Raw genomic sequence first — 14005 nt, forward strand, 5'->3', positions numbered from 1 at the left:
GGGTGGAGCAGCTCGGTAGCTCGTCGGGCTCATAACCCGAAGGTCGTCGGTTCAAATCCGGCCCCCGCAACCAACTTTTCGTCAGCCTGCGATTGTGTAAACAGTCGAAAGCAGACAAACGCCATCAAGCTACTGCTCGGCTTGAGGGTGACAATTCGGACGCGGGGTGGAGCAGCTCGGTAGCTCGTCGGGCTCATAACCCGAAGGTCGTCGGTTCAAATCCGGCCCCCGCAACCAACTTCCTGATAGTTTTCTTCTTTTCCCCCTCATTACATTGAATATATCTCCATCGGGTATGCAACCGATGGCGATTAATGCTGTTTCCTGCGCTTTTTCAAGACCATAACTGGTCGTCTCGACCATTTGTTAGGTATCATCAGATATCTCTTCATGGATGAGGCACGCGCCTGTGATCACTCCTTTTACCTATCTTCCTCCTGCTATTGAAAGCCGGGATGCCACGCTGACCGAGACCCTTTCACAGGGCTTGCCATTGCAACTGCTGCTGATCGCCGAAGAGCAAAAGGAGGTATTGCTGTCGCTACCGGCCCTGTCGGGGATCAACACCCAGTTGGCGCTTGGGCAAAAAGCACCTTTCACCCTGATGCATGGTTCCACCCTGTTGCTGGTCATATTGGTGACCGGCAATGTGACGCGGGATCACCGTCTTTATAAGCAGGTCAGAGGTTGGATAGCCCCGCTCTCCGGGCTCAAGGTAGAGCGGCTCGGGCTGCATCTGGAGGGGTTCTCCCCCTCAGAGCGGGTGATGCTGGCTGAATTGATGTTGTCGGCTCTGTTGGCCGCCAATCTACCGTTGCCGACCAGCAAAAGCCGTAGCGAAAGTGGCTGGAACTATCAGCATGTGTCGGTCTCTCCTGCTGTAGTGCTGGATCTCGCTCGTATCTACAGCGAAGCAGGGGGCAATGGGCTGGCTCGTCATTTGGCGGTGTTACCCGCCTCGGAGCTGACTGCGGCCAGCTATCGCGAGTTCGTCAGCCAGCTGGCTCAGGATGAAGGTTGGCAGTGCCATCACTACGATCAGGCGCAGCTGGCCGAGCTGGGAGCGGGGGCTTTTTTGGCGGTAGCCCGCGGTTCGGAAGATAATCAGGGGGCCATGGTCAAGCTCAGCTACTACCCGTCCAAGCCGGTACGCCGCATTGCGTTGGTGGGCAAGGGGATCTGCCATGACTCAGGTGGCTATAACCTCAAGGTTTCCGGCAGCATGTATGGCATGCATCTCGATATGGGGGGCAGTGCGGTGGCGTTGGGTACCCTTTATGCCATCAGTCGGGCTCAGCTGCCCTATGAGGTTCACTGCTGGTTGGCGATTGCCGAGAATCATATCGGTCCCCAGGCTTATCGTCCGGGTGAAGTGGTGACAGCGATGAATGGTCTCACCATCGAAGTGGTGGATACCGATGCGGAGGGACGAATGGTGCTGGCCGATACTCTGACGATGGCGGCGCAGGATACCCCGGATCTGCTGATCGATTATGCGACTCTGACCGGCGCTTGCAAGCGGGCACTGGGCAGTCGCTATAGCGGCGTCTTTACCAATCGCCACGAATGGCTGGCATCGCTGGTCAAGCTGGGTCAGCACAGCGGTGAACGAGTCTGGCCCTTTCCGCTCGATGAGGATTACGATGAAAATATCGAGAGCGAGTGGGCCGATCTGTTGCAGTGTGCACCAGGCAGTTCGCCGGATCACATTGATGCGGCTCGTTTCCTCGCCCACTTCGTGCCCGAGCAGACCCCCTGGCTGCACTTCGACCTGAGCGGTTTTCGCAACAAGGGGGGCAATGGGGTGGTCTCCAGCGAAGTGACCGGCTTTGGTGTGCGGCTCACGCTGGATCTGCTGGCTGGCCCACTCGGTCGAGTGGGGCACTCAGCTTCCGAATAATCTGACTGATAAAAGGATTTCTGTGAAACAACCAAGCTATGACTGGGTGCTGTTCGATCTGGATGAAACCCTGCTCGATTTCCCGGTCGCCGAGGCACTGGTGCAAACTCTGCAGATCTATGGTGTGGAGGCCGATGACGCCAGCATGGCGCAGTACCATGCTATCAACCATGAGCTCTGGCAGCAGTACAACGATGGCGAGATCGATGCGACAGTGCTGCAGCAGACCCGCTTCTCCCTCTTTGCCCAGCAAGTTGCCGCCGACCCCATGGCGATGAACAATACCTTTCTGGAGCAAATCATTGCCCTTAGCATGCCCCTCGAAGGGGTGGTCGAGACCCTGCAGCAATTGCGCAGCAAGGTGCGGATGGGGATCATCACCAATGGTTTCAGCGTCCCCCAACGTGGCAGACTTGGAAAACTGGGCTGGAGCGAGTGGTTCGAGCCCCTGGTGATCTCTGACGAGATCCGGGTGACCAAGCCGGCGCCGGCTATTTTCCAGCACACCCTCTCCCTGATGGGGAAGCCGGATCCGGCCAGAGTGCTAATGGTGGGGGACAATCCGAAAACTGATATTGCCGGGGCTGCGTCACAGGGATTGGCCACCTGCTGGTATAACCCGAGGCGGCACTCGGGGGAATGCGATGCGACCCACGAGATCCACCACTTCGCCCACCTTGCCGACATTGTGCTGGGACGCTGACAGGCAGGAGTAATCCATCACGTTATCGGTGACCAAAACGTCCTGGCAAGTTGCAACCAGGGCTGTTTGAGACAGGATTGGGTTTGCTTGAGACAGTAAGGGGAGCTGATGCTCCCCTTACTTATGAGTGTTTTCCTGTGAATGCAGGGATCTGAACTGGTAGCGATCGAGGATCTGCTGATAGTCGGGACTCTGTTTCAATTGATCGATAGCCTGATTGATCCGCTGCAGTTGCGCTTCTGTGGTGCTCTCTTTGCTCAGCATCAGGTGAACCGGTGTCTGTTCGATATGCAGCAGAATATACAGCTTGTCCTGCACGCCATCCTTACCCTGCCACTCCTGCAGTCCGTGGGGGTCCAGAATAAACCCCTGGATCCGACCCCCTTGCAACATCTTCAGCAACTGATCCAGCCGCAGGCGCATCTGCAAACGGGGCTGCAGCTCGGGCCTTGCCATCAACTGGCGGAAGGTATTGCCGTAATCAAAGCCCTTGAGCACCCCGATATGGAAGTCAGGGGTGTTGATCAACTGCTCCAGGGTGGTGATCCCGCGCCAGCGTTCGGCATCTTGCCGACGGATGACGATGGCCGTCTCCTCTTCCCGATAGGGGTGGCTGAAGCGGGCATATTGCTGCCGCTCGGCGGTGATATTGGCTGACATGGCCAGTTGAACCGTGCCGAATTTCAGCTCGTGCAACACGCGAGCCCAGGGCATTTCACTGAATTTGGCCTGATAACCGGCCCGCAGGAAGATGGCGTTGAGCAGCTCCACATCCAGTCCGCGGAGCTGTTGCTGTTCATTGCGATAACTGAAGGGCTGCCAGTCGACCCAGCCCACGACCAATGACTCTTGTGCCGTAGCCTGGCAACACAAACACCATAACAACAAGAGTCTGTACACAACGCATACCCTCGAACAGGCTGATACGGTGAGTATTGGACAGGAACGACGGAGTAACCAGTGCTGAGGGTTGAGCGGATGCACAGATGTGCATCCATCACAGTTCGTGGGCGTGGAATCCCTTGCGGTAACGGGCTTCGCAGCGCGGGCAACGTTGCAGGGTCGGATCCTGTTCCAGCTGTTCGATGGAAAGCGGCTCTTCACAATCGGAGCAGAGGCCATAGAGGCCGAGATCCATCTGGCAGAGTGCCGCGTCGATCCGCTTGAGGCGGGCCACACTCTGCTCTACCTTCGGCAGATCCAGTCGGCTGGTCAGTTCCACCAGTTGATCCTGCTCGCAGTGATCGACCTGCTCGGCCCACTCGTCACGGCGGCAGGCTTTGAGCTGACCGATCAGCGTTTCTCGTACTTGGGCCCAGTCTGACAGCAGGCGATTACGCCAGACAGTCAACTGTGCTTGCGTCATTTCACACACATTATCCCCCACAGGACAGACGACAGATTCGGGGCAGTATAGGGATCCGATAACTCTATCAAGATGATATGCGTCAAGTTAAACGTGGTTAGCCGTGGCTTTTGGCTGCTTGCAGCAGGGCATCGCGGATGGGAGCCGTCTCTTTGAGCACCCGGATCTCCTGAAACAGCAGGTCCGCTTCGGGATATTCCCGCTTGAGATAGCTGAACCACTGCTTGATGCGGCTGGGGTAGTAGTCGGCTTTTTCGCTGGCCAGATCCTGCTCGGTATAGCTCACCATCAACTGCAGCACCTCGGCCCAGCTCATGTGCGGGCAGCCGGTTTTCATCACGTTGGCCAGATTGGGCAGGGAGATGGCGCCGCGCCCGACCATCAGGGCATCGCAACCCGAGACCCTGGCGCAGGCGAGGGCATCTTTGTGATCCCAAATCTCGCCGTTGGCGGTGACGGGGATGGGCAGGGCGCGGCGAATGGCATCCACATACTCCCAGTGGGCGGGGGCCTTGTAGCCTTCGCGCTTGGTGCGGGCATGAACGGCCAGCTCGTTGGCGCCCCCCTGGAAGACCGCCTGGGCGTTCTCCAGATAGAGATCCTTGTCGTCGTAACCGAGGCGAATTTTGGCGCTCACCGGCAGATGGGCAGGCACCGCCTCGCGCACCGCCTTGACGATGCGGTAGATGGTCTCGGGCTCTTTGAGCAGCACCGCACCGCCCTTGCTCTTGTTGACCGTAGGGGCGGGACAGCCGAAGTTGAGATCGACACCGGGGGAGCCCAGCTCGATGGCGCGCACGGCGTTCTCGGCCAGCCACTCGGGGTGTTGCCCCAGCAGTTGTACCCGCACCGGGGTACCTGCGCGGGTTTTGCCATCTTGCAGCAGTTCAGGGCAGAGGCGGTAGAACACCTTGGCGGGCAGCAGCTGATCGACGACCCGGATAAACTCGCTTACGCAGAGATCGTAATCATTGACGGAGGTGAGTACCTCCCGCATCAGGTGATCCAGTACCCCCTGCATGGGGGCCAAAATAACGCGCATAACGGCTTTCCGACGAGAGTGGCAAGAAAAAAGAGCGCAGATTGTAGTGGGGTTGCGGCCCGCTGTCAGCACCCGCTCAAACTCTGTTAGGCTAGAGGGAGATAAATCACGCAAGGAGAAGGAATGAAGCGTTGGTGTCTGATGGCGCTCGGGTGGCTGGCATTTGCCACCGGTATTGTGGGCATTGTGCTGCCGCTCTTGCCGACTACCCCCTTCATGTTGCTGGCTGCCGCTCTGTTTGCCCGCTCGTCGCCCCGTTTTCATCGCTGGCTGCTGACCCATCCCTGGTTTGGCCCGCCCATCGTGGATTGGCAGCAGTATCGCGGTATTCGTCGTCAGGCCAGACGGCGCGCCATTATCTTCATTTTGCTCACCTTTTCGGTGTCGCTGGCGGTAGTGCCACTGCTGTGGGTCAAGGGGCTGCTGGTTGTCATAATGGTGATCCTGCTCACCTGGTTAATGCGCCTGCCGGTGCTGGAGCCAGTTGCAATGGCGAAGTGAAGTCCCTAAGCTATTGCAGCAATAATGCTATGGAGTCGGCCTGTCATTTTTGCGTGACAGGCTTTTTTATTTCCCGCAGAAGGGAATTGAGAAAAAATGGCCACCCTTGGGTCAAAAAAATAAGCGGTCAACACATGAATCCGGAAACCCTGAAATTTATCGAAGCAAGCATCAAGACCATTCCCGACTATCCGAAGCCGGGCATTCTGTTTCGTGACATCACCAGCCTGATCGAGAACGCCGAGGCCTTCAAGGCCACCATCGATCTGCTGGCCAATCATTATCGTGATCAAGGGATCACCAAGATTGTTGGCACCGAAGCTCGCGGCTTCATCTTTGGCGCGCCGGTTGCCTATGCCATGGGGCTGGGCTTCGTACCGGTCCGCAAGCCGGGCAAGCTGCCGCGCGAAGTGATCGAGGAGTCCTATGCCCTCGAATACGGCACCGACACCCTGCAACTGCACACCGATGCCATCGTTCCCGGTGATAAGGTGCTGGTCGTGGACGATCTGCTGGCGACCGGCGGTACCGTTGATGCGACCGTCAAGCTGATCCGCCGTGCCGGTGGTGAAGTCGCCGATGCGGCCTTCATCATCTCCCTGCCGTCTCTGGGGGGCGATGCCCGCCTGACTGCTGCTGGCATCAAGGTAGTCTCACTGGTCGAGCTGGCCGGCGAGTAATGCCTCTTCGGCCCGATCCTCTGCATCGGGCCTGCGTTGAACCGGTGCCCTTGCGGGCATCGGTTTGAAAATCAAGCGATCCCTCCCGCTGTCACCGATAGCCGATACAGCCAGCCCGCCATTTGTGTTAGCATCCGGCCTCAATGCCCTGTCTTCCCTGCATGATGGATTTATGAGCTATCAGGTTCTGGCGCGTAAATGGCGCCCCCATACGTTTGAACAAGTGGTAGGCCAGCAACATGTGCTGACCGCCTTGACCAACGCCCTGGATCAGGGACGGCTGCATCACGCCTATCTGCTGAGCGGTACCCGCGGGGTCGGCAAGACCACCATCGCCCGTATTCTGGCCAAGAGCCTCAACTGCGAGCAGGGGATCAGCAGCCACCCGTGCAGCGTCTGCGATACCTGCCGCGAGATCGATCAGGGCAACTTTGTCGACCTGCTGGAGATTGACGCGGCCTCCCGCACCAAGGTGGAAGATACCCGTGAGCTGCTCGACAACGTGCAGTACCGCCCGGCCCGCGGCCGCTTCAAGGTCTACCTCATCGATGAAGTGCACATGTTGTCGCGCCACAGCTTCAACGCGTTGCTGAAAACCCTGGAAGAGCCGCCCCCCTATGTGAAGTTTCTGCTGGCCACCACGGATCCGCAGAAGCTGCCCATTACCATTCTCTCGCGCTGCCTGCAGTTTCATCTGAAGAGTCTGGATCAGACCCAGATCGCCAAGCAGCTCGAATGGGTGCTGGATCAGGAGGGGCAGCCCTTCGAGCCACGCGCCCTGCTGGCCCTGGCCAAAGCCGCCGACGGCAGTATGCGCGATGCACTAAGCCTGACCGATCAGGCGCTGGCCCACGGCAATGGTAGCGTGCGCCTCGACAGCGTGCTGGCGATGCTGGGCACGCTCGATCACCGCCATCTGCACCAGCTGCTGGAAGCCATTTTGCGGCAAGATGCGCCAGCGACCATGGCCAAGATCACCGAGATCGCCACCCTGGGCCCCGATTTTGATCAGCTCCACGCCGAGCTGGAAGGCTTGCTCCATCGCATCGCCATGGCGCAGCTGCTGCCTGCCAGTGTGCAGGAGCAGGGGGCGGATGCCGATTCCCTGCTGCAACTGGCCAAGGCGATGAGCCCGGAAGAGGTGCAGCTCTGCTACCAGATCGTGCTGGGTGGCCGTAAAGATCTGCCCTGGGCCCCCGATGGCCGCACCGCGCTGGAGATGACCTGCCTGCGGATGCTCGCCTTCTCGCCAAGGCGCGATGCCCTGCATCCGGCCAGCCTCACTGCATTGCCCCCGTCAATGACGAGCAGTGCGGCGAGCAGCGCCACTCCGGTAGCCTCCTTGCCGGGAAAGCGCCCGGCCGCTGAATCGGCCGCACTGGCACCGATCAGCGGCGCCGTGCCCGCACCGCTAGCCAGCCCTGTTGCCAGCACGCCTGTTGCTATCAGTGCAGTGCCCGCGGTTGATGTCTCCCTGCCTGCGATGACGGATGACATCGGCAACCCCGCCGACAGCGAGGAGGAGACCCAAGCCGCCGAGCTGTTCAGCCAGCAGGATGAGCTGCTGCGCGAAGCCGCAGGCATGGGGTATCAACCCGAGCCCGCGTTGACCCATGTGCAGCCCGATGTGTCTGCGCACTCGGTTGCACAGCCCGCAGATGCTGATGAACAAGCTTCTGCCGCAGCCTACGCGGACCATTCCCGTGGCGAGTCGCTGACTGCCAGCATCGAGCCCGCGTTCGAGCCGACAACCGCGCCGGTTAGCGCACCTGAAGCTGTTTCAGCGGTATCGAGCATGCAGAGCCTGCTTGGCAAGCGAAATATGCTGCGCAGTCGTCAGCGTGGTCAGGATGCCCCGGCGGTACCCGTGCCGCGCGCTGTGCCGGTTGCGCCAGCGCGCCCTGTCGCGCCCGCCGCTGCACCGGTCGTCACCCAACAACCTGCTCCGGTCAGCCAACCGGCCGGGCAGGGGATGGCGACGATGGGACACTATGATGATCTGCCACCGGTGGATCTCTATAACGACAGTTACGAGCCGCAGGGTGACAACGGGGAATACGAAGAGTACCTCAATCAGGGCTTTGCCGAGCAGACTCCGGTGATGAGCCACGCTCCCGTCACGGCACCGGCCCAGCCAACCGATCTGCCACCCTGGGATCTCGACGGGCAGCCGAGCTATCGACCCGGTGAACGCAGTGCTGCGGCGACTGCGGTGACGCCCGCCCCAGCGACCCAGCCGGTCGCACCCGTTGCGACTGCGGCGGTGGCTGCTGCCCCTGTGGTTCAGAATGAACCTGCCCAGCCGGTGATGGAGACCATCGACTGGAATGAGCTCGAAAGCGACAGCGAGCCGCAAGAGGGAGAGGCGACTCGCCTTATCCCCTCCTCGCTACTCAATGGCTGCGGCGACCCTTGGGCCGAGTTGATCGCTCACACTCAGGTGGGAGGGCGGCTGCGCCAGATGGCCATCAACTCGGTGATGACGCGGGAGGGGGACAAGGTGTTGCTGACCCTCAAGCCCGAGCAGCGCCATCTGGTGAGCGACAAGGCGCGCGCCGATCTGGCCGAGATCATCGGGCCTGCGCTGGGTCAACCGGTGCAGGTCGAGGTGACGCTCGGTGTGGTGCCTGACCAGGAGACCCCCCTCGAGATCGAGCATCGCCTCTATCTCGGGGTGCGCGAGCAGGTGACCCGGGATCTGGAGCAGGATCCCAACGTGCAGTTTTTAGTTCAGCGGTTTGGTGCCGTGCTCCATCACGAGAGCATCGAGCCCCTCAACCGCTAAATTCCGTGGCCGGGAGCTTGCTTCCGGTTGAAAAGCAGTTTGGCTGTCCCCATCTAGGACAGACAAGCCCACAGCCCGGCGCTGGATGCCGGATTTCAAGACGAGAGACGACATATGTTTGGTAAAGGTGGAATGGGGAACCTGATGAAACAGGCCCAACAGATGCAAGAGCGTATGCAGAAGGCGCAGGAGCAGCTGGCTCAGATGGAAGTGACCGGTGAAGCCGGTGCAGGCATGGTCAAGGTCACCATGACCGGTAGTCACAGCGTCCGTCGCATCGAGATCGACCCCTCCCTGATGGAAGATGACAAGGAGCTGCTGGAAGATCTGGTTGCCGCCGCTTGCAACGATGCCGTGCGCCGTGTGGAAGAGCAGAACAAGGCCAAGATGGGCGAGCTGACCGGTGGCATGCAACTGCCGCCAGGCTTCAAGATGCCCTTCTAAGGCGACTCTCCCCGCGCATTCTTGCTCCCTTGTCGCTGGCCATTCGGGTCACGGCAAGGGGGACGGCCGAGAGACCCAAAGACGCAGCGTTATTGCTCAGGCGATACGCTGCGTTTTTTTATGGGCGCCATGCTGGCGCGGGCGGGCTCTAACTGAGAGGTTGCCACAGCGAAGGCCGATTACGCCATGAAACGCAGCGCCTTGTATAGGCGGCACTATTTGTCGATACCCGCTATCGGATATCCCGGTTTGGCGTGGCCGGGCGGGAGCGGCATAATGGCGGCTTGCCGTATTGAGGAGATTGTATGAAATATATCGGAGCCCACGTCAGTGCGGCCGGCGGGGTGGAGAATACCATCGCCCGCGCCCAGGCCATCGGGGCCAACGCGTTTGCCCTCTTTACCAAGAATCAACGTCAGTGGCAGGCGGCCCCCTTGTCGGATGCCACCATTCGTGCCTTCAAGGCGGCCTGTGACAAGGCCGGTTTTCTGCCGGAGCAGATCTTGCCCCACGACAGTTACCTCATCAATCTGGGCCACCCGGATCCCGATGGTCTGGCCAAATCCCGCGATGCGTTTCTCGACGAGATGAAACGCTGCGAGCAACTGGGGCTCTGTTATCTGAACTTCCACCCCGGTAGCCATCTCAAGCAGATCCCAGAGGCGGCCAGCCTCAAGCTGGTGAGCGAGTCCATCAACTGGGCGCTGGAGCGCAGTGAAGGGGTGACGGCGGTGATTGAGAATACCGCAGGGCAAGGGACCAACCTCGGCTGGTCGTTCGAGCACCTAGCCACCATCATCGAGGGAGTGGAGGACAAGAGCCGGGTCGGGATCTGTTTCGATACCTGCCACGCCTTTGCCGCCGGCTACGATCTGCGCACTGCAGAGAGCTGCGCTGCTGTCTTTGCCGAGTTCGATCGCACGGTGGGTTTTCATTATCTCAAGGGGATGCATATCAACGGCGCCAAGTGCACCTTCGGCAGCCGGGTCGATCGCCACCACAGCTTGCGGGAGGGCAATCTGGGAGAGGCGGTATTCCACCACATCATGAATGATGAGCGCTTCGATCGCATTCCGCTGATCCTCGAGACCATAGACGAGTCTATTTGGGGCGAGGAGATCAGCTGGTTGCGCAGTCTGGCGAAGTGATACTCAGAAGCGGATCAAAGAGAGGGAGCCGTGGCTCCCTCTCTGCTTTTTCCGTTATTGGTGGGCGGACCAGCCAGCGGCGCTCCGATCGGGCGTTACTCTGCGCGGCTCACTTCGGCATTGTTCACCTGAGCCCGGCAGAAGTGGATAAAGTGGCGCAGGGAGGTGGAGTGGTACTTCTGCTTGTGCCAGATAAGGGAGAGCTGGCGCGGGAAGCGACGGGAGAGGGGCAGGGCGATCAGCCGCCCATCTGCCAGGCGATCCGAGGCTGCCAGCCGGGAGATAAAGGAGATGCCAAGCCCCTTCTCCACCGCCAGCATCACCGCCTCCAGGGTGTTGAGTTCAAGCCCTGGTTGCCAGCGGGGCAACTCGGGCTGGATCTGCTGGATAAATTGCTCGCGGCTGCCCGATTGTGCTTCACGCAATACCCAGGTTTCGCCCCCCAGACGGGAGAGGGAGAGCTCCTTCTTGTTGGCAAGCGGGTGACCGGGTGGGGCCACCACCAGCATCTCGTCCTGCAGCCAGGGTTCGGCGAGCAGGTCGGGGTGGTGGTTCTCCCCCTCGATCAGTGCCATATCCAGCTCGAAGTTGGCCAACGCATGGCAGAGCAGGTGAGTGTTGTTGATGGTCACCTTGGGGGGGAGCCCCAGCTCCTGTTTGCTGCTGGCGAGCAGGGTGGGGAGCAGGTAGTTGCCGATGGTCTGGCTGGCACCAAGGCGCAGTTGGCCGCTCGGCTCGGCATCGGGGCTGAACAGGTTCTCGATATCTTGCATCCGTGTCAGCAGCTCTTCGGCGGCCGGTTGCAGCAGGCGCCCCTCGTTGTTGAGCTGCAATCTGGGGTGAATGCGGTCAAACAACGGGGTGGAGAGCTGGCGCTCCAGCTCCTGTAGCGACTGGGAGACGGCCCCCTTGCTCAGGCAGAGCTCGTTGGCGGCAAGGCCAAGGTTTCCATAACGGGCAATGGTGGCGAACACTTTCAGCTGCTGCAGGGTCAGTTTCATCGTGTTTGGTTTTCCTGAATGATTGATTTAATTCATTTAGATATCTTAAACGATAAGGGACCATTATCCTATCGCCATAGTCATCAATAGAAAGGTGTCATCATGATCGCAAGAACCCGTAAATCACTGGCTGCCGCCCCAACCCCCATGGCGGGTCTGGCGCTGGGCATCGCCAGCCTTGGTTGGTGTTGGGAAAATGCCGGTCACTTCGATGGCCGGATGCAACTGCTGGGTGCTGCCATTGCGGCCGTGCTGCTAGTGATCCTGACCTTCAAGTTTCTGCTTCACCCCCGCCTGCTGTTGCTGGATCTCGCTCACCCCGTGGTGGGCAGTGTGGTACCGACCTATGCCATGGGCACCATGGTGGTCTCCAAAGCGCTCGGTATGATTGCGCCGCAAGCGGGCGAGGCCCTCTGGCTGTTTGCCGTGGCGGTTCATCTGCTGTTCCTGGCCACCTTTATCTGGCATCGCGCCAAAGAGTTTGAAATCCACCACATGGTGCCGAGCTGGTTCGTGCCGCCGGTGGGGATCATCGTGGCTGACGTCGCCTTCCCGGGTGGTCAGTTTGCCCCGCTGGCCAACGGTCTGCTCTGGTTCGGGATCATCTGCTACGGCTTGATGCTGCCGCTGATGCTCTACCGCCTGATCTTCAGCCATGAAGTGCCGGATGCCGCCAAACCGACCATTGCCATTCTGGCTGCCCCTGCCAGCCTCTCTCTGGCCGGTTACCTGACTGTCAGTCAGGAGCCGTCACTGCTGCTGGTGGCCGTGCTGTTGGGGATCGCCATCCTGATGACCGGCATCATCTATCTGGCCTTCATCAAACTGCTGCGTCTGCCCTTCTCGCCGGGTTATGCCGCCTTCACCTTCCCGCTGGTGATCGGTGCCACCGCTCTGTTCAAAGTGGCTCATCTGGTTGAAGGGTTTGCGCAAGGGAGTCACTACGTCGAGCAGATCAGACTGCTGGCTCACTTCGAGCTGGGGGTGGCTACCGTGATCGTCGGGTATGTGGCACTGCGTTACCTGATGTTTTTTCTGCCGCAGCGTAATACCGAAATGAATAACGGCATGGCTCGCCAAGGGGCTCACCGATAAACCTTGATGATGTGACATCGGGAAATGGATAAGCAGTGCGCTCCGAGAGCGACGGGATAAACGACCAGTCATACGATGGATGGACAAAGAGCCTCCACCCTGGTTGTGTAACGAGCAAAATGCCCCGCAGTGCGGGGCATTTTTTTATGGTTTTTTGATGTGGCGCCAGTGGCGGGCTATTTGACATGGATTTAACTGGTATTACCTGTCAGGACGACTACAATGCAGCACCACTTTTTCGCTCGACCCCGATACATGTCGTCCCAAGATCCCGTATTTGACTCCTCTTTTGAAGCCCGTTTTCTGCATCCCCGCTACTGGTTCAGCTGGCTGGCGCTCGGTGTGCTGATGCTGCTGGCCTTTGTGCCGGTGCGATTGCGCGACCGTTTGGCCGAAGCCTTGGCACCGCTGGTGTTTCGTATCTCGAAAAAACAGATCTATATCGCCAGAACCAATCTGGAGATCTGCTTCCCGGACAAGAGCCCGGAAGAGCGGGATGCCATTGCACTGACCTCGATCCGGGTCGGCCTCAAGAGTCTGTTGGGATTTGGCGAGTTCACCATGCGCAGTCAGCGTTATCTGATGAGCCGGATGCAGGTGATCGGTTGGGAGCATATCGAGGCGGAGCGGGCTGCCGGTCGTCCGGTGATCCTGGTGGTGCCCCATACCTGGCCGGTGGATGCCGCCGGTTACTGCTTCACCCAGCGCGGGGTGCCCATGTGCACCATGATGAAACGGGCACGCAATCCGGTGTTTGACTGGCACCTCAACCGTGCACGGGCCAAAAACGGTTGCCGCGTTTACGAGCGCAGCGCCGGGATCAAGGCGGTGATCAGAACCATCAAGAGTGGTCGCAGCTTCTTCTACCTGCCGGATCAGGATCACGGTCGCGAGAAGAGCATCTTTGCTCCCTTCTTCGGCCACCCCAAGGCGACCCTGCCAGCCTTGCCCCGTCTGGTTCAGGTCAGCGGCGCCAAGGCGGTGCCGCTGCTCGCCTGCTATGACGAAGCGAACCACTGTTACCGGCTTGAGATAGATGCCCCGTTTGACAACTATCCCACCGAGGATGTGATGGCCGATACCTGTCGGATGAACGATATGGTGCAACAGCAGCTGACGCGCCATCCGGGCCAGTACATGTGGTTCCTCAAGATCTTCGATACCCGTGAAGATCAGGAGGGGCCGGATGGCCTCTACGAGGCGGGGATCCAGCGGATCCGCAAGGGATTGTCGCCCCACGGCTGACCCTGAATTAAGATTGATTGAAATGGCCCCAGGTGGGCCATTTTTTATGATAACTAGTCTGATCTGTGCCTTGCAGGTCGATAGCAAGCCTCCTC

General features: G+C 59.6%; 13 protein-coding genes and 1 tRNA gene. 10 read left to right on the plus strand and 4 right to left on the minus strand.

Going from position 1 to position 14005, the window contains the following annotated elements; translation table 11 throughout:
* Positions 1-160: 160 nt before the first annotated feature.
* The 3 genes from G5221_RS00005 (at position 161) to yjjG (ending at position 2603) form a co-directional block, all read left to right on the plus strand.
* Positions 161-237, plus strand: a tRNA-Met gene (locus G5221_RS00005).
* 172 nt (positions 238-409) lie between these two features.
* Entirely contained in the window at positions 410-1900 is a 1491-nt protein-coding gene (locus tag G5221_RS00010) for a M17 family metallopeptidase (protein ID WP_421262568.1), read from the plus strand.
* A 22-nt stretch (positions 1901-1922) separates the two neighbouring features.
* Entirely contained in the window at positions 1923-2603 is a 681-nt protein-coding gene (yjjG, locus tag G5221_RS00015) for a pyrimidine 5'-nucleotidase (RefSeq protein WP_421249974.1), read from the plus strand.
* A gap of 117 nt (positions 2604-2720) precedes the next feature.
* Here yjjG and G5221_RS00020 read toward each other — a convergent pair whose 3' ends face one another.
* From G5221_RS00020 to dusC, 3 genes are all read right to left on the minus strand, one after another.
* Complete coding sequence (locus tag G5221_RS00020; RefSeq protein ID WP_019445806.1) at positions 2721-3440, minus strand: substrate-binding periplasmic protein; 720 nt, start codon at positions 3438-3440, stop codon at positions 2721-2723.
* 160 nt (positions 3441-3600) lie between these two features.
* Positions 3601-3969, minus strand: coding sequence for a TraR/DksA family transcriptional regulator (locus G5221_RS00025; protein WP_110303814.1), 369 nt, complete (start codon positions 3967-3969; stop codon positions 3601-3603).
* A 97-nt stretch (positions 3970-4066) separates the two neighbouring features.
* Entirely contained in the window at positions 4067-5011 is a 945-nt protein-coding gene (dusC, locus tag G5221_RS00030; protein WP_047436768.1) for a tRNA dihydrouridine(16) synthase DusC, read from the minus strand.
* A 123-nt stretch (positions 5012-5134) separates the two neighbouring features.
* Here dusC and G5221_RS00035 point away from each other — a divergent pair, with 123 nt between their 5' ends.
* From G5221_RS00035 to nfo, 5 genes are all read left to right on the plus strand, one after another.
* Complete coding sequence (locus tag G5221_RS00035) at positions 5135-5512, plus strand: YbaN family protein (RefSeq protein WP_019445809.1); 378 nt, start codon at positions 5135-5137, stop codon at positions 5510-5512.
* A 134-nt stretch (positions 5513-5646) separates the two neighbouring features.
* Positions 5647-6192: an adenine phosphoribosyltransferase gene (gene apt, locus G5221_RS00040; RefSeq protein WP_005352403.1), complete on the plus strand. Its 546-nt coding sequence runs from the start codon at positions 5647-5649 to the stop codon at positions 6190-6192.
* A 172-nt stretch (positions 6193-6364) separates the two neighbouring features.
* The gene (gene dnaX, locus G5221_RS00045; protein ID WP_421262569.1) at positions 6365-8977 is read left to right on the plus strand and encodes a DNA polymerase III subunit gamma/tau; all 2613 of its coding nucleotides are present in this window, start codon (positions 6365-6367) and stop codon (positions 8975-8977) included.
* A gap of 114 nt (positions 8978-9091) precedes the next feature.
* On the plus strand, positions 9092-9421 hold the full coding sequence (locus tag G5221_RS00050; RefSeq protein WP_005333445.1) for a YbaB/EbfC family nucleoid-associated protein: 330 nt from the start codon (positions 9092-9094) through the stop codon (positions 9419-9421).
* Positions 9422-9726: 305 nt separating this feature from the next.
* Positions 9727-10569, plus strand: coding sequence for a deoxyribonuclease IV (nfo, locus tag G5221_RS00055; RefSeq protein ID WP_005352396.1), 843 nt, complete (start codon positions 9727-9729; stop codon positions 10567-10569).
* A 95-nt stretch (positions 10570-10664) separates the two neighbouring features.
* Here nfo and G5221_RS00060 read toward each other — a convergent pair whose 3' ends face one another.
* Positions 10665-11570 carry a LysR substrate-binding domain-containing protein gene (locus tag G5221_RS00060; protein ID WP_019445811.1) on the minus strand — a complete coding sequence of 302 codons (906 nt, stop codon included), beginning with the start codon at positions 11568-11570 and terminating at the stop codon, positions 10665-10667.
* 102 nt (positions 11571-11672) lie between these two features.
* Here G5221_RS00060 and G5221_RS00065 point away from each other — a divergent pair, with 102 nt between their 5' ends.
* Together G5221_RS00065 and lpxM are read left to right on the plus strand one after the other, a co-directional pair.
* Positions 11673-12665: a TDT family transporter gene (locus G5221_RS00065; protein ID WP_158112510.1), complete on the plus strand. Its 993-nt coding sequence runs from the start codon at positions 11673-11675 to the stop codon at positions 12663-12665.
* Positions 12666-12920: 255 nt separating this feature from the next.
* Complete coding sequence (gene lpxM / locus G5221_RS00070) at positions 12921-13910, plus strand: lauroyl-Kdo(2)-lipid IV(A) myristoyltransferase (RefSeq protein WP_216953494.1); 990 nt, start codon at positions 12921-12923, stop codon at positions 13908-13910.
* Positions 13911-14005: the final 95 nt, after the last annotated feature.

The organism is Aeromonas sp. 602200 (genome assembly GCF_049173895.1).
Classification (GTDB): Bacteria; Pseudomonadota; Gammaproteobacteria; order Enterobacterales; family Aeromonadaceae; genus Aeromonas; species Aeromonas veronii_A.